Source organism: Pseudoalteromonas sp. B131b (assembly GCF_037162545.1).
GTDB classification, from domain to species: domain Bacteria; phylum Pseudomonadota; class Gammaproteobacteria; order Enterobacterales; family Alteromonadaceae; genus Pseudoalteromonas; species Pseudoalteromonas fuliginea.
Genome location: NZ_JARLUZ010000001.1, coordinates 3,102,665 through 3,119,808 on the forward strand (window position 1 = coordinate 3,102,665; position 17,144 = coordinate 3,119,808).

12 protein-coding genes and 3 pseudogenes are annotated in these 17,144 nt (G+C 38.8%); 5 read left to right on the forward strand and 10 right to left on the reverse strand.

Annotated features, from left to right (window positions below):
* Positions 1 to 90 precede the first annotated feature (90 nt).
* The 5 genes and pseudogenes from P4S65_RS14300 to P4S65_RS14320 form a co-directional block, all read right to left on the reverse strand.
* Positions 91 to 1,212, reverse strand: a complete 1,122-nt coding sequence (locus P4S65_RS14300) for an ABC transporter permease (RefSeq protein ID WP_096793214.1) — start codon at positions 1,210 to 1,212, stop codon at positions 91 to 93.
* A gap of 2 nt (positions 1,213 to 1,214) precedes the next feature.
* A pseudogene (rbbA, locus tag P4S65_RS14305) lies at positions 1,215 to 4,026 on the reverse strand (ribosome-associated ATPase/putative transporter RbbA).
* The gene (locus tag P4S65_RS14310) at positions 4,026 to 5,030 is read right to left on the reverse strand and encodes an HlyD family secretion protein (protein ID WP_096793216.1); all 1,005 of its coding nucleotides are present in this window, start codon (positions 5,028 to 5,030) and stop codon (positions 4,026 to 4,028) included. Before P4S65_RS14310 ends, rbbA begins: the two are co-directional and overlap by 1 nt.
* 534 nt (positions 5,031 to 5,564) lie before the next feature.
* Complete coding sequence (locus P4S65_RS14315) at positions 5,565 to 6,065, reverse strand: L,D-transpeptidase family protein (protein WP_337120428.1); 501 nt, start codon at positions 6,063 to 6,065, stop codon at positions 5,565 to 5,567.
* Between the two features lie 47 nt (positions 6,066 to 6,112).
* Positions 6,113 to 7,228 (reverse strand): endonuclease/exonuclease/phosphatase family protein, encoded by a 1,116-nt coding sequence (locus P4S65_RS14320; protein ID WP_337120429.1) that lies wholly within the window; start codon positions 7,226 to 7,228, stop codon positions 6,113 to 6,115.
* Between the two features lie 296 nt (positions 7,229 to 7,524).
* On the opposite strand from P4S65_RS14320, the pseudogene P4S65_RS14325 reads away from it, so the two are divergent.
* A pseudogene (locus tag P4S65_RS14325) lies at positions 7,525 to 8,195 on the forward strand (hypothetical protein).
* Positions 8,196 to 8,253: 58 nt separating this feature from the next.
* Here P4S65_RS14325 and P4S65_RS14330 read toward each other — a convergent pair.
* The 4 genes from P4S65_RS14330 to P4S65_RS14345 all read right to left on the reverse strand — a co-directional run bounded on the left by P4S65_RS14330 (position 8,254) and on the right by P4S65_RS14345 (position 10,688).
* Positions 8,254 to 8,961 carry a response regulator transcription factor gene (locus P4S65_RS14330; RefSeq protein WP_337120430.1) on the reverse strand — a complete coding sequence of 236 codons (708 nt, stop codon included), beginning with the start codon at positions 8,959 to 8,961 and terminating at the stop codon, positions 8,254 to 8,256.
* A 124-nt stretch (positions 8,962 to 9,085) separates the two neighbouring features.
* Positions 9,086 to 9,406: an ATP-binding protein gene (locus P4S65_RS14335; protein WP_337120431.1), complete on the reverse strand. Its 321-nt coding sequence runs from the start codon at positions 9,404 to 9,406 to the stop codon at positions 9,086 to 9,088.
* Positions 9,403 to 9,885: a histidine kinase dimerization/phospho-acceptor domain-containing protein gene (locus P4S65_RS14340; RefSeq protein WP_337120432.1), complete on the reverse strand. Its 483-nt coding sequence runs from the start codon at positions 9,883 to 9,885 to the stop codon at positions 9,403 to 9,405. The genes P4S65_RS14335 and P4S65_RS14340 overlap by 4 nt, the downstream gene beginning before the upstream one ends.
* Positions 9,886 to 9,923: 38 nt before the next feature.
* A complete protein-coding gene (locus tag P4S65_RS14345; RefSeq protein ID WP_337120433.1) occupies positions 9,924 to 10,688 on the reverse strand; it encodes a hypothetical protein in 765 nt (254 codons plus the stop codon).
* Positions 10,689 to 10,946: 258 nt separating this feature from the next.
* Between P4S65_RS14345 and P4S65_RS14350 the strand changes: the two genes are divergently transcribed.
* From P4S65_RS14350 to P4S65_RS14360, 3 genes and pseudogenes are all read left to right on the forward strand, one after another.
* Positions 10,947 to 13,238 carry a peptidase U32 family protein gene (locus P4S65_RS14350; protein ID WP_337120434.1) on the forward strand — a complete coding sequence of 764 codons (2,292 nt, stop codon included), beginning with the start codon at positions 10,947 to 10,949 and terminating at the stop codon, positions 13,236 to 13,238.
* A 13-nt stretch (positions 13,239 to 13,251) separates the two neighbouring features.
* Positions 13,252 to 13,911 carry a glutathione S-transferase gene (locus P4S65_RS14355; protein WP_337120435.1) on the forward strand — a complete coding sequence of 220 codons (660 nt, stop codon included), beginning with the start codon at positions 13,252 to 13,254 and terminating at the stop codon, positions 13,909 to 13,911.
* Between the two features lie 135 nt (positions 13,912 to 14,046).
* Positions 14,047 to 15,308, forward strand: a pseudogene (locus P4S65_RS14360) (valine--pyruvate transaminase).
* 88 nt (positions 15,309 to 15,396) lie between these two features.
* On the opposite strand, the gene P4S65_RS14365 reads toward P4S65_RS14360, so the two are convergent.
* Entirely contained in the window at positions 15,397 to 15,867 is a 471-nt protein-coding gene (locus P4S65_RS14365) for a hypothetical protein (protein ID WP_337120437.1), read from the reverse strand.
* Here P4S65_RS14365 and P4S65_RS14370 point away from each other — a divergent pair.
* Positions 15,852 to 17,042, forward strand: a complete 1,191-nt coding sequence (locus tag P4S65_RS14370; protein ID WP_337120438.1) for a PQQ-dependent sugar dehydrogenase — start codon at positions 15,852 to 15,854, stop codon at positions 17,040 to 17,042. The genes P4S65_RS14365 and P4S65_RS14370 overlap by 16 nt on opposite strands.
* Positions 17,043 to 17,144 lie beyond the last annotated feature (102 nt).

A 17,144-nucleotide genomic window follows, 5' to 3' on the forward strand; every position in this document is an offset into this window, starting at 1 on the left:
ATTGATAAATATAAGTTTAATTTAGTAAAATTATTTATGAATGTAAGTAATTCCACCTTTTTATAAAAATTACCGACTAGATAAACCTTATTATCCAAACGCGACTGATTTACGAAACCGCGATAATGCAAATATAAAAAATACACTGCCGATTACGAATAAAGCCAAAAAGTAAGGCCAAACTACATCCCACCCCGCTCCTCTATATAAGATGGCTTGAGCAAACTTTACAAAATGAGTCGTAGGTGCAAATAACATAATATTTTGTACTATATCAGGCATGCTTTCGCGAGGGGTAACCCCGCCCGACAACATTTGCAATGGCAATAATATAAGGATCATCAGTAAGCCTAATTGCGGCATGGTACGCGCCTGCGTTCCTAATAATATTCCCAATGATGTTGTCGCAAATAAATGAATGGCGGCGCCCAATAAAAACAACGCTGCTGAGCCATGAATAGGCACTTGTAAAAAGCCTTCAATTACAATAAAAAGTGAAAAAGTGGTCAGTAATAAAATAACTAAACCATTGGCCCAAATTTTAGCAATTACAATTTCAAATGGCGTTAATGGCATTACTAATAAATGCTCCAGCGTACCGTGTTCACGCTCACGTATCACCGCAGCTCCGGTTAAAATAATCGAAATCATGGTAATAACGTTCATTAATTCCATCACACTGCCAAACCACACACTGGTCATATTGGGATTAAACATTATGTGCGCCGATTGCTTAATAGGCAGTGTGTATACCGATCGATAGCCTTGAACAAATTCATTAATTTCAGCACTAATAATTGTTTGAATATAATTATCACCAATAAATGCTTGCGACATACGTGTAGCGTCTATATTCACTTGTAATGTAGGTTGCTTACCTGCAAGAACGTCACGCTCAAAGTGTGGCGGAATATTTAGCACAAAGGTATAACTTCCGTTATCAAGCGAGGGATCCACTGCACTTAATGCAATAACGTCAGGCGTTTTAAAGTAAGGGTCGTAAAATGCATTAATTATACGCTTAGATAGTTGTGATTGATCGCCGTCAACAACTGCAATAGGTGCATTATTTAACTCAATGGAAGTTGCCGAAGACACAACATAAATTAATCCTGTAAAAGCAAAAAACACAAATAATAACAGCACTTTATCGCGCCATAAGCTACGCAGTTCTTTGATACCTAAATTAAGAATATTACTAAGGCATTGCATGGCTATTTATCCTGCTTTGGAAGTAAAAATACACTGGCTAACGTCAGCACTGGTATAAAAGTAAGCAAAGGTAAAAACTGCGCCGATAAATCAGAAAAATTAAGTGCTTTATTAAACACACCACGGCATGCTTCTAAAAAGTATGTAGTTGGAAATAGTTTTCCGATTATTGCAGGAAAGCCTTCTAAGGATGAAACGGGGTCAATCAACCCGCAAAAATTAACAGCAATCATCAATACAACCACAGTTGATGCCGCTAATGCCGATATTTGTGTCTTAGTAAAAGCCGAAATTAACAGCCCTAAACCAGTTGTTGCTGTTACATACAATAAAGCAGCCAAGCTCAACGCCCATAAACTTCCTTTTAGCGGAACACCAAATACAGTGACAGCTAGGGCAACTAAGCCAAAAAAACTTACCATACTAACTAAAATGTAAGGCAGTTGTTTACCAATAATAAATTCGAGTCGCGTAACCGGTGTAACATATAAATTAGTGATTGAACCTAATTCTTTTTCACGTACAACACCCAACGCCATTAATATTGCAGGAATAAACACTAACAAAAGTGGAATAACAGCAGGCACCATGGCCTCAATACTTTTAAAGTCTTGATTATAACGATAGCGTGATTCAATATTCGCCGGTACTAAATTGGGTATGACCCCATAAGTACGCAATGATAAGTCAGTTAGGTAACTGTAATACGAACTCGTCATATAACCCGATATAGTTTCTGCCCTAAAAGGCATTGAACCATCAATCCAAACTACAATTTCTGGCGTGCGCTCGCGTTTCAATTGCTGGCCAAAATTAGGTGGGATCTCAACGGCCACACTTAACTCGCCGCTGCGCATTCGTTTATCTAGCTCTGAAGGGCTTTTAATATCAGCTTTTTGTATGAAGTAGCGCGATCCGGCAATATTTTGAACGTAATCGCGACTCTCAGGGGTTTGATCTTGGTCCATCACCGCAAAGCTCAAATCTTCAACATCAAAGGTAATCCCATAACCTAAAATAAACATTAAAATAATTGAGCCTAACAGCGCAAAGGTTAAACGAATAGGATCGCGCCATAGCTCCAGCGTTTCGCGATGAGCATAGCCAAACAAGCGTAAAAAGCTAAAAGCGGTATTCGCTTTTTGTTTACCGATTGGCACCGTTTTAGGTTCACTTTCAGGTAACAACTCTGGCTCTTTAGCCATCGTTGTAGACAAAGCAGAACTCGCTTGAGACTCAAGCACCGCCTCTTCTAAATAAGCAATAAAGGCATCTTCGAGCGTATCTGCACTGCGCGCTTTGCAAAGTGCAGCGGGTGTATCACTGGCAAGTATTTTTCCTGCATGCATCAACGAAATTCTATCGCAGCGTGCGGCTTCATCCATAAAGTGAGTCGAAATAAAAATAGTAACGCCCTGCTCACGCGATAACTCAATAAGTAATTCCCAAAAGTCATCACGAGCAACAGGATCTACGCCCGAGGTAGGTTCATCAAGTATAAGCATTTCAGGGCTATGCACTACCGCAACCGCAAGCGATAAACGCTGGCGAATACCTAACGGTAAATCGACAGGAAAATCATCACGGTATTTTTTAAGGTTAAACCGTATAATTAATTCATTAACGCGCGGCGCAATTTGCTCTGTTGGCAAATGAAATAAGCGCGCATGCAACATCATATTTTGCTCAACGGTTAATTCATTATAAAGTGAAAATGCTTGCGACATAAATCCAACGCGCTTACGAGTTTCTATATTGTTAGCATCAACAACTTGACCAAATAACTTAGCTTCGCCACTGCTTGCCGGTTGAAGGCCTGTCAGCATTTTCATAGTTGTGGTTTTACCACAACCATTTGATCCCAAAAAGCCAAAAATCTCGCCTTGTTCAATACGTAAACTAACATTGTTAACCGCTGTAAAATCGCCATATATTTTACTAAGCGCTGTAGCCTGAATAGCGGCTTCATCAGTTTTTAGATTATTCTGACGAGGAGGAACCACAAGTACGTGATGATCATGACGCTTTTCTTCAGGTAGCAATGATATAAATGCTTCATCAAGGGATTTTTTCCCTGTTTGAGCCTTAATCTCCTCTGGGCTACCAGTACCTATAACTTTGCCATCGTCCATGGCGATTAGCCAATCAAAATCATCTGCCTCTTCCATATAAGCGGTCGCAACGAGCACACTCATACCATTATGCTGAGCGCGAATATGGTTAATCAATTGCCAAAATTGGCGACGAGAAAGCGGATCGACCCCCGTTGTTGGTTCATCCAAAATTAATAACTCAGGGTCATGAATTAACGCACAGCATAAACCGAGTTTTTGTTTCATACCGCCTGAGAGTTTTTCTGCAGGACGATCGGCAAACTCAGTGAGTCCAGTGCTTTTTAATAAGTTTTTGATTCGGTGCTGACGCTCTTTTTTCTTGCCCAAAAAGCCGACCAAAAAAATCAATATTTTCAAAAACAGAGAGTGTCGGGTATAAGTTTTTGCCTAATCCTTGTGGCATATAAGCAATACTTGGCGAAGTTGAAGTACGAAAGCGGCTACTACGCATATTGCCCCCTAACACTTCAACGTCACCATTTTGAACGGCACGTGCTCCTGCAATAAGTGCAAGCAAACTCGACTTACCTACGCCATCAGGGCCTATAAAACCCACCATACTGCCCGCAGGTAACTCCAGATTAATATTATCCAACGCTAAATTATTGCCATAGCGATGCGTAACCTGAGTAAGCTTAACCACACTAAAAGGCTTTTTAGCTTTGTTGCTCTTCTTTTTGCGATTGTTTTCATCAGCCATTATTCAGGCACTCTAACCTGCAACTGCATAGGCCAATTTTGCTCTGGTGCTAATAAAACATAAGCAAGTCCAGGCACGCCTGTTTTAACTTGTTCAATATGATCGTTTAATAATTTTGAATCTAGCTTCACTTTTACTCTAAACATCAGTTTGTCACGCTCGTTACGTGTTTCTACCGATTTAGGCGTAAATTGTGCTTGCGCTGATACAAAAGTAACTTTAGCGGGTAACGTGTATTGTGCAATTGCATCTATTACAATGCGTGCCTCAGAGCCTATTGTCACTTTGCCAGCTTGCGCTGTTGGCAAATAAATGCTCATGTACACATCGGTTAAATCAAGCAAAGAAAAAACCTTACCACCACTGCCAAGCACTTCACCTGGCTCTGCTAATCTATATAATATTCGGCCACTAATAGGCGCTTTAAGGGTGCTATCGGCAATATTACTTTGTAATCGCTCAATACGCGCTTGTGCTGCCTCTATTTCTGCATCCGACTGCACCACTTTTACATTTGCCGCTTTTAAAGCCGCTTGCGCTGTTGCAGCGCTTGTTCGTTGCTGATCAACTACTTCTTTTGAAATATGCCCTTGTTTGAGCAGTGCTACAGAGCGACGTAACTCGGTTTCTGCAAAAGTAAGTTCACTTTTATGTTGTTCTACAATTGCCAAAGCATATTTACGTGACTCAGTAGCAACACGTAACCCAGCATTAGCCTCACGTAATTGTGCATTTAAATCGTCAGTATCAATAACCGCCAATGTTTGACCGGCTTCGACCATGTCACCTTCTTGTGCTAAAACCTCAATCAAGCGCCCCGGCAATTTTGTTGCAATATCGTACTCGGTCGCTTCAATGCGGCCATTTCCATAGGCTACGCTCTCTGGCAATTGTTCAGATAGCAGTGCAGGTTGCTGAGTTTGCCAAACATACCAACCACCCCCACCCAATATGATCACAGCAGCGATTGTACTGAGAGATTTGAGTGTCGATTTAATCGTCATGCGGTAAAACTCCATGTATATAAAAGTAGGTAAATGTAGCCAGTCTTGGCCTATTTATAAGATTAGGCTAATACTGCACTATTTTTGGTATTAACTATCACTGTATGAGTTAATTGTAATATAGGTGTGACTCTACTTTGTTACTTCACGATAGTAGATTATTTTAATGAATTTTAAATGTCAGTATCCCTATTAATAATCTATCATTACCGCCGCTTATAAGCTTGATGCAGATCAAAAAACATTCAACTCAATAATAAAGATTTCAAATAAGCTAACAACCAATCAAAACGGTTAATATTTTTAAACGACAAAAAATATAATTAAACAGCCCGATTATTTACGTATATTTTTTACCATTAATATCTATTTTCGAACGTATACATTCCTTTATAAACTTCAACATTTGGTGGCTTTTTATAATTGTTAAAGTAATCGTAACCTTCTTTAAGGTTAAGCCAAAAAGGGTACCATTGGTTTGCTTTATGCTTTGATAAAACTTCATCCTCAAGCATAAACGGAAATGAATGAACCCTAAAAAGATTGCCCCGATTTTAACGCTGCAGCACCCAACGCGTAAATCTCATTTATATATTCATCAGTCATCGCATAACACCCAATAGAAACACAGTTGCCATGCACCATCAGTGCACTGCCAGTTCGGTTGTGTGTCCGGTCATATTTATTTGGAAAGCCCAAATTAAATGATAAGTGATAATTGCTCCAAGGATTAAGCCCACTAGCATCAACATAATAAAAGCCTTCAGGGCTTTGGTTGTCGCCTTCTTTTAATTTAGGGCCAAGATCACCTGAAAAAGTACAAATTTCATAATTTTTGAAGTGTATAAATGTGCCATCATCCGACTCCAGCCAGACTTCAAGAATACCTGGGTCTTTGAATATTCGAATAAATATAGGTGCACCATATTCAAGCCCTTTATCAGATAGTTGCTTTTTTAAAGTGGGTGCAACCATTGATATCGCTTTTTCAGAACGTGCACTGGTAGGAAATTCTGCAGCAAAAGAATTAAACATAAAAAAAACCAAGAATGTAATTAATTTCTTCATAATAAAAACACCCTTTAAGACCTTAATTTTAGTGTGATCAACACAACACCGTGGTCGGTGCTTAGATCGTCTCGATCATACTCGGGATTTATTAAGTGCCTGTCGTAAGTGTCATAACCACTGACTTCAAAAAAGCTGTCATCGTAACTAGCATCAAACTCACACGACAATAAAATGTAATCAAGCACAGAGCTGCTCGCGCCATAATAATGTGTTGCCGGTCTTAACGGTGCTGCCTTTGTTATGTTTATATTTTTTACTTGGCTGTTACTGCTATCACAATCGCTTTGTACATCGTTTGTTATTGCTTCATCGCTAATCACTTCATCATTACTTAGCTGCGACTTAACAAACAAATCCCATGAATCATTTAAACAATATTTAGCAAGGTAGGTTTTAGCGTCAAACGCAGGTGCAAAGCGTAGCGTACTCGTCAGTAAATGACTTAATACACCATCCGCAAGTTCATTATTAAAGTCCCCCATTAATAGCATGGGTTGTTGCGTAGCTTCACGGCGAGTAATCATTTGTATCATTAGTAATGTAGCTTCACTGCCACGCTGAATCGTTGAGCCCCACCCACCCGCTACGTTCGCTTTTAAAATTTCAATTATGTTTTGCTCGGGTGTAAGCTCTTTATTATGCTCATCAACATTAATCATTGGGCGCTTAGATTTAAAATGCACCACGTAACAATCAGTATTGCCTATATGCGGCAAAGTAACGGTCGCTCTCAATACCTTACGACTAAAAGTAAACTCACTATTAAGGCCAAGCGTACTTGCAAGCTCGCTGTCATGCTCAACCGCTGCTACTTCAACTATGGGATATTTAGAGGCAATCGCTACTACTGGCCGTTTATAAATAAAATCATCAATCACCTCTGGCGTATCAACTACTGCAAAGTAATTATAGCCTTGCTCAGCAACTAGCTCTTTTAACGAATCAATACTAAACACTTCCTGAAAACCAATCACATCAGGGGCATGATCTGTTAAGTAATCAACAACCCAACGCTGCTTTTTAGCCCACTGCTGCGCGGTATAAATTTTCTCAAATTCATAGTATGCATTGGGCGGCTCAAGGTAGTTAAACAGGTTAAATGTGGCTATTTTTAGTTGGGTGTTCATGATTTCTGACTCAATGGCAGGAATAGAGTTTGCACTTTCTTGCGTACATAACGGGGGAAGATTACTGATAAAATTAGCCTGTATAAAATTAATAAAAATAAGAAGTAACCCACTGCGAAATTGATAAACACATAAAAAATTAACAGCTTCTTACAATTCATGACAATACCCGACAAGCCCTGAGAATTACATGTCTACTGATATGTTAGCCTTTGAGCTATAAATTTACGACTTAAATACCTCATTTCTAGAATCAGTTACTAAATGCAATAAAACTAAAAATTATGGAGATTATTATGAACACCAGTAATAAAGGACTACGTATTTCATTGTTGTTTGGCTTTGCAACTATTTTAAGTGGCTGTGGTGAAAGCTCAGATGAGCTAGATGATAAATTAACTCATGAGGCAAGAGTATCTTTTGTAAATTCACTAGACTACATGGCCGATCTTCATCTTAAAAAAGGAACATTAGCACAGGTTATAGCGGCCTATTTGATAACGATACTATTATTTCAGCCGATGTAGCAAGTAACACAGTAAGCACAACTTATCGTTACAGCTATAAAGCAATTAACAATATGATCAATTTAGGTGTTAAAAACAGCATTACCACAAACCAAGAAGAGCGTATAACCAAAACTTTAAGCAATAACGATAACCTATGGGTTATTGCTTGGAAAGCATCGGGCGAACAAACTGTTTCGGTGCTTAATAAAAAGCAAAACAATAATGCAGACGTATTTAATGTACGTTTATTTGCTAACGGTAATTACACTGTTTTAATCGATAATACTAAAACAATAACCACTGAAAAAGGTAAAGTCACCGACTACTTAAGCGTTAACAGCTGCGCTAATGGTTTAAAAATTGCTGATAAATTTATTGATTTATGCACTGGTGATTTTGGCGCTTCTTATTTACTTATTGTTGATAAAAACGGTAAACGAGTAATGGCTGAGGAATAACATTTATAGCGCCTTAAATGCAGTAGCTTTAATATGCTACTGCTACAAACCCTATTATTTACCATGCACTTACAACAAACAAATACCCTTTTGAGCGTACCGTTTTAATTTTTAAAGAATTACGCGCATCATCGCCCAATTTTTTGCGTAACTGACTAATATGGTTATCTATACCACGTTCAATACCGTCATAATAATAACCTTTTAACTGTTCAACAATACTATTACGAGACAAAACCGTGCCAGCATTTTTAGCCAGCAATATTAAAAGGTCGTATTCACCATCGGTAAGTTGCACTGGCAAACCACCTAACGTAACCGTTCTATTGTGGGATGCGATAACGAGTTCTCCAAAGCTTATAAAACCTTTAGCTTGTGTCTTTATCCCAGCAGCTTGCATAGGTTGCTCACGCCTTAAAAACGCTTTAATTTTAGCAAGTAATAAACGAGGTTTTACCGGTTTGAGTAAGTAGTCATCTGCGCCAATTTCAAGCCCAACAATTTGATCAATTTCTTCTTCCCGTGCGGTAAACATAACAATATAACCATTGTACAAAGGCCTAACCTCACGACACACCGTTAAGCCATCTTTTTTGGGCAACATAACATCCAAAATAACTAATGCAGGTTGCCACTGTAGAATAGTTGTAACCGCATCCTCCCCATTAGCCGCTATTTTAACCTCATACCCTTCAAGCGTTAAATACTCATCAATAGACTCTGCCAACGGCAAATCGTCTTCTACAACTAAAATTTTTGGTTTCATAACGTATTCCATGTCATACCTATCGGCTTATATACAGGCTCTATTTAACGATTATAAGATTGATCTCTTACTAAGCAGAGTTATGTGTCTAATCATTTTAACTAATTGCAAACCTATCCGTGACTTACATGTTAGTAGGCCAACGCAAAATAAAACGTGCGCCACCTAAAGAAGACTCATCAACACTCGCCTCACCACCATGCCAATCTAATATTTGCTTCACAATAGCAAGGCCTAAACCGGTTCCGCCTGTTTGTAAATTACGACTTTCATCTTCTCTGTAAAATGCCTCAAATATCTTTCTTCGAGCTGAGTTAGCAACGCCATCGCCGTCATCCTCTACATATATTAACCAACCTTTCCCTACTTTTTGATAACTGATCTGAATAACATCTCGCCCATAAGCAATCGCATTTCGAATCAAATTACTTAAAGCTCGGCTCATATAAAACTTATCAAACAGTGCTTCACACTCAGCATTTTCAAGTAACGTAATTGTTTTTTTGGGTTTGCTTCTTGCCAAACAATTAGCTCTTGTTTTATCCATTGATTAAGCTCAACAGTTTCTAATGCTAATGTTGGGGCTTCTCTATCAAAGCGAGCGTGGGTAAGCATTTCAGACACAAGTAAATTCAATTCATTTAGCGAAATTTCAATACGATCTAACTGCCCTACCTGATAGTCGTTTGTTGTACTGCCACGAAGTAATTCTAAGTTAAATTCGATACGCGCAATAGGTGTGCGTAACTCATGCGACACCGCATTAACCAAATTTTTATGTGAAGAAATTAAACGTTGTATTTTTTCGGCCATTATATTAAATGTTTTAGATAAGTTATTTAAATGACTAAAACGAATAAGCTTAGCCCGCGTTTCAAACTTACCTTGCCCAAGCAGCGCAGCAACCTTGTTAAGAGATCGCATAGAACGCCACCCAGGAATTAACCAAATAATAATAGGGATCAGTAAAAAAAGCCGAATATAAAATAAAACACACTCAACATATACACAACTTTACTTTTTAGCTCAGGGCTAAATGGGCCTAGCACAATAACCTGATCGCTATTGCCAATACGTTGCATCACTATATCGGCGGGATACCCTATAAAATCAGAATCGTTTGATGATATAGAAACCATCACGCCCTGTTCTAATTCAGCCATTTGCTGCGATGTGTAATTTAATTCGCTCAAGGTTTTGAGCAACACGGGATATGCAAATTCATGGCTTAGCGAATCAATAACCTGCGGCCACTCTTTTTTAGGGTACTGTATTAACCTATTATTAAGTAAATAAAAAGTGCCCATCATCCAACGCTGTGCTTCATTTACTAAATGTTTAGGCACAGAGTTTGGCTTAACAATAACTAAGAGCTGGCTGTCATCAATTTTTCGATAAACTAAATCAGCAAATGGGTCGCCTAAAATTTTATTTTCTGTAAGTAAGGTGTTTTGCTCGCTCGAAAAATCACGTTGATTATATGCTTGCAAAGAAAGCGCAAAGCCAAAATTAGCCTGTATATTGTTTAAATAAGCTAATCTGTCGTTTTTAGGTATACCTTTAAGTTGCTCGGCAAGTAAATCGGTAGAACCCGATGTTAAAAACTCTAACGCCCATTTTTCAGTGGGATGCCTCACCTTGTTTTCAAATTGCGGAATAATAAATAACTGAATACTCACCACTGAAGAGATAATAATAATTAGTAAAAAAAGTAGCGATTTTTTCATGTGTTATATGAGGTCAATAAGTAAACATAAACCTTATCATACATTTATATAAATACTATTGTTGATTACGTGAGCAATTGAGTTAAGTGTTAGCTGAATGTGTACCTATAAGCATACTTTACTATAGCAAAGTTTAAAGCTGCTCGTTTAAAAGCTTGATTCTACATTTTAAAATCATTATATCTCTCAATAAATAGCATTCATGCTACTAACCAGATAAAATTCGCGGCAATTAAATATGAGCGAAGTGAAGTTGTCATGAGTAGAAAGATTGAACTATTAGCCCCAGGCGGTGATGTAAACGCGGTAAAAGCCGCCATTGTAGCCGGTGCTAATGCGGTTTATTGTGGGTTAGATACCTTTAATGCACGTAACCGAGCGTCTAATCTTTCGTTTGATGAGCTTAACGGCGCACTTCGCTTGGCCCATGAATACGGCTGTGAAATATTTTTAACGCTAAATGTAGTTATATTAGAGCACGAAATGGGCGCGCTATTTAAGCTATTAAATCAGCTGGTAAATACCACGCTCGACGGCATTATTGTACAAGATTTAGGGTTGTTCAATATAGTTAAAAAGCACTTTCCTACTTTGCATATTCACGCATCAACGCAGTTAACTACGCATAACGAATCACAGGTTGAGTTTTTAGCGCGCATTGGCGCTACACGTGTAAATTTATCGCGCGAGCTTAACTTAACTGAAATTAAAATACTGACCGACGTAGCGCATAAATGCGACGTATTAACCGAAGTGTTTGTACACGGCGCATTATGTATTGCATTTTCAGGGCAATGTTATTCAAGCTCAGTGAGTGTAGGTAACTCGGGTAACCGTGGTCGCTGCTCGCAAGCGTGTCGTGATGAATACGAGCCAACGGCTATGGGTAACAAACACCCATTAAACTTAAAAGACAACTCAGCTTATTTTGATTTGCCGGAGCTGGTAGCCGCAGGTGTTGATTCGCTAAAAGTAGAGGGCCGAATTAAAGGTGCTAACTACGTACATACGGTTATTGATAGCTGGCGCAAACAGATAGACACTTTTGTGCAAACCGGTAACCTAATTGAAGACGACTCAAGCTTATACAAAGTATTTAACCGTAACTTTACTAATAAATTTTTAACCGGTGACATGACCAAAAACATGTTTACCGATAACCCGCGTGACCATAGTTTTGATCACGCTAACGAAAAAAACAACGCAATTTCGGTCGTGCAAATTTACGATGCACAGCAAGAGCTTTCTACCCAAAAAAGTGAAATTGATTCGTTAGTTAAAAAGAAAATTGAATTTTTAGATATTTCAAAACGCGAGCTTACATTAGAATTTACAGGGCGATTAAATCAGCCATTCACTGTAAACATAGTTATTGAAGATAAAAACGATATTACGCTTTCGAGTAAAAACGAAAAAGAGCCTCTACGCTTTGAAGTTCAATCGCAAATGCCTATGCAAACCGCCGATAAATCGGTTGTTGATATTGCTGCTATTGATAAACGCTTTAAAAGCTTTAGTAATGCCAATTTTGAAATTAAAAATATGGATTACTCAAACTTAGGCAACAACTTAAGCATTCCGTTTAAAGAGCTAGCGCGCATTAAAAAACAAGTCGCGTTTTTATTAAACGAAGGCAAAGACGTACTCGCCCCTGTTGAATTGCCAAAACTTGTTAATCACCCTAAGGCCGATAACAAAACAACACTCTCTATTTTAATATCGGACATAAAAGATGTTCATCTATGTGATTTAGCAGATGGCGATGTTTACTTTAAATTACCTGAGAGCTTTAGAACCGATAACGATAAATACATTAATGTATTTTTAGAACACCCACAGTTAATTCCGTGGTTTCCGGCGGTGTTAATTGGTAAAGATTTTGAAGAAGCTGTACGTTTACTCGAGGTTGTAAAACCTAGGCTTATTATAAGTAATAACACAGGCGTTGCATTTAAAGCTGTGCAAATGGGCATCGACTGGATTGCAGGCCCATTATTAAACACTACAAACTCTTACGCGTTACTAACACTACAAGAAGATTTAAACGCAAAAGGCGCGTTTATTTCAAACGAAATAAACAAACAGCAAATGCGTAGTATTAAACGCCCTAACAACTTTAAAGTGATGTACAGCATTTATCATCCAATACTAATGATGACCAGCCGACAGTGTTTTTTCCAGCAAACCGTTGGCTGTAAAAAACCACGCATTGACGCAAGCTGTATGTTGAGCTGTAAAAAAGAAACCACCGTTACCAATGTAAAAGGCATTAGCTTTGCCATTGATAAACAAAAAGGCGGCTACCCGAGCATTTATAACCATGAGCAATTTTTAAACATGGATATCGTAACCGATTACGCCGACAAGTTTGACGAGTTTATGATTGATTTAACCGACATTGGCTCAGGCGATAAAGAAAAGCTAGACAAAGCCGTGTTGCTTGCACATTTTCAAGATTTAATTAGCGGGCAAACACACGCTGCTGATCAGTTAAATCACATGGTAAAAGTAAAAACACGTCAGCAATATGTTGAAGGCTTAAACAGCTAAGGTAAGTATTAAAATGACACTGCCATTATTATATTCATTACAACACTGCCCATACGCAATGCGTGCACGAATGGGTATTTTAATGGCAGAGCAACACGTTTTACTACGCGCTATTAAAACTAAAAACAAGCCACCGCATCTTTTGCAAATATCGCCAAAAGGCACGGTGCCTGTTTTATTACTGCCGAATAACCAAGTTATAGATGAAAGCCTCGATATTATGCTGTGGGCTTTAAAACAAAATGACCCGCATAATTTACTGCATACTCAAGACCCATTAGCACTTGAGCACATGCTTGAGTTAATTAAGCTAAACGACACGCAATTTAAACCCGTGCTCGAAAAGTATAAATTTTATGCCCGCACAAAAGACATGGCACACCTTTATTACCAAAAATTCTGCGAAGAGTTTATTAAGCAATTTGAAGCAAAACTAACCACGCATAAATACTTAATGGGCGATGAAAAAAGTCTAGCCGATTATGCCCTGCTGCCATTTATTAGGCAGTTTGCTCGCGTAGATAAACATTGGTACTTACAAAGTGAATACACGCATGTACGCGCATGGTTAAACGAGTTTTTACACGCCCCCATGTTTACCAAAGTTATGACCAAATTTAATTTGTATATGGACTGCGGCGAAGAGTTTCTATACGGCGTTAAAAAACCTTAACTTAGCCTTTGTTTTATAGAAATTACATTGTCATAGCCAACTACAAAGCTAAGCATTGAATTATTCTCATCATCGAATTTAAGCCCTTTATTTACGCTATACTGCCCTCCCCATTACTAACAAACGCTATGCATTATGAACTACTCAAACTTTGGCACTAAATTTACACAACCCAACGGCATTACTCAGTTAATGGAAGATTTAGGCGGTGTTAAAAACAGCAACAATCCTAATATTGTTATGCTGGGTGGCGGTAATCCCGCATTAGTACCACAAGTAAATGAGGTTTTTTTAAGTGAATTACAAAAACTAGTTGCCAGCAATAAAGTATCGCAAGTATTTGGCCTTTACGACGGCCCGACTGGTAACGACGAGTTTAGAGCGGCATTAGCAGGCCAGCTAAGTAAAGAGTATGCATGGGACATTAGCGCCGATAACGTAGCGCTTGGTAATGGCAGCCAAGCTAACTTTTTTGTGTTGTTTAATATGTTGGCAGGTGAGATGCCGGATGGCAGCCATAAAAAGATTTTATTTCCCCTTGCGCCAGAGTACATAGGTTATGCCGATCAAGGTTTATCGGCTGATATGTTTGTTGCCATAAAGCCTGATATCGAAATTTTAAATACAGGTAGCACATCAAAACAGTTTAAATACGTCATTGATTTTAAAGCGGTTGAAAACACATTAGCAAACGACAGCAGCATAAGCGCGCTGTGCGTATCACGCCCTACCAACCCAACAGGTAATGTAATTACTGACGATGAAGTAAAACACCTTGATTTGCTTGCTAAGCAATATGGTATTCCACTCATTATTGATAACGCATATGGCGATCCGTTCCCAGGTTGTATTTACACCGATGCAAACCTAACGTGGAACTCAAACATTATTTTATGTATGTCACTTTCAAAACTGGGCCTACCGGGTTTACGCAGCGGTATTGTGGTTGCCAATAATGAGATTATTAAAGCAATTGGCCGCGTAAACGGCAGCATGGTTTTATCGCCAAATAGTATTGGCCCAAGCTTAGTGACACGCTTAATTAACGACAACGAACTACTCCCACTGTGCCGCAACGTTGTACTGCCTTTTTATCGCAATAAAGCACACATAGCGATTGAGTTGTTTGATGAAGTATTTGCCGAACTACCTGTTTATTTACACAAAGTTGAAGGCGCATTTTTTATGTGGCTGTGGTTTAAAGATGCAAAAATAACAAGCGAGGTGTTATACCAACAACTTAAAGAGCAAGACGTGTATGTGATCCCAGGTCACAACTTTTTTATTGGTATTGACGACAGCTGGGCGCACAAGCACGAGTGTATTCGTATCAACTATGCTACCGATGCAGATACCCTAAAAAAGGCTTAGAAGCGATTAAAGCAGTTATGGCGTGAATTTATAAAGCTGTGGTAAGAGTCTACTATCGTAGGCTTTAATCACATTTTATAAGCCCCCTACTTACTATAAGGCCACTTAGCTTTATTAAGTAGAAGGTTGAGGCTCTTTTATTGCCTTATTTTTTAGGGCCTTAGTAAGCATCGCAAACACAAAGCCCCCTATTGCGCCTGCAAGCAGTTGAGCATAAAAACCCCAGCCTCTTGCGCCCGCTATAATATGAATATTCATAATTGATTCAATGGCAGTTAAAACAATAACAAACGCCACAATGCCATCAATAACAAATAGCTGAGTACTGTATTTTTGAACCTTTTTGTTAAGCTTTACGGTAACAAAAAAAGCGATGGCAAGTGCTACGGCAATAATAGCGCCGTAGGTAGGTAATAAGCCTAACCAATCATCAAGCGTTAAACTAGCACGATCACTAAAGCCCACCACCACACCTACATTAACTAATTGATTGACAACGTATTGGCTATGAAACAAGCTAGCAAGTGTGAATGTAAGTAACCAAGAAACTAAAAATGAAGGCAATATACGTGTTAAAAACGACATGGTTATCTCAACTTAAAATAAAGCTTTTTTCTTATACTAGCCATGCTAGCAAAGGCTTGCCCCATAAACAATGTATCTCTTTTTTTACTTTGCTTTCGCTTTTTTCGTTTTCTGTTAATGCAGATGTTGCGTTACCAAAGGAGCAATACAGTACAAAAACACTGGCTACGCAATTACAGTCTCCGTGGAGCATGGTTGAACTACCAAACGGCACGTGGTTAATTACAGAGCGTGATGGTCACGTCGTTATAGTTAAAAACAATGTGCAATCAAGAGTAAAATTAAACCTAACAGGTTTATACGTTGCAGGCCAAGGTGGTTTACTCGACATTGTATTATCACCAGATTATAACAACTCCAAAGAAGTTATTTTTACTTATGCCCAAGGTGATGCAAGCGCAAACAGGCTTGTTGTTGCCAAAGCCACGTTTAATGCTACTGACTTTTCAAAGCCTAACGTTATTTATAAAGTAGCGACTGATAAAAACACACCGCAACATTACGCAGGACGCGCCCTTGTCCTACCTGACAATACGTTATTAGTTTCAACAGGCGATGGGTTTGATTTTAGAGAGCAAGCACAGGTTATCATCAGCCAACTTGGTAAAATATTACGTATAAACCTAGATGGCACCATTCCAACAGATAACCCATTTATTAATCACAAAAACCTAAATGCACATGCTGTTTACTCACTTGGTCATCGTAACCCTCAAGGCTTAGTTTATGATTACGATACGCAGCAAATTGTAAGCCACGAACACGGCCCTGCAGGCGGTGACGAGCTAAACTACTTAAACGCTGGCACTAATTACGGCTGGCCGGTAATCACCTATGGCAAAGATTACTCGCAAGCGCGTATTTCACCCTTTACCGAATATAAAGGCATGCAAAAACCAAGCGTTAATTGGACGCCATCAATAGCGCCATCAGGTATGGCGTATTACGGCTCTAAACATGCAGCTTTTCCTTCGTTACAGCGACATGTGCTTATCACTACTCTTGTAGATAAAAAGCTCTACAGCGTTAATCTGGCAAGTGGTCAATTTACGCAGTCTCACGTATTTCCTAAGGCTGCAGGCAGGTTAAGAGATGTGTTTATAACTGATAAAGGTAACGTCGCGGTATTAACAGACGGCAAAGAGGCAAAGCTAATGTTGATGACATCAAATTAATTCACAAAGGGAGTAAGAGCCGCTGCGCTTTTAGAGTAAGGTAGCGGCTTTATTACGTACTTAATAACGTTTTTAAGTTTTCAACTGCGTACCATATACTTA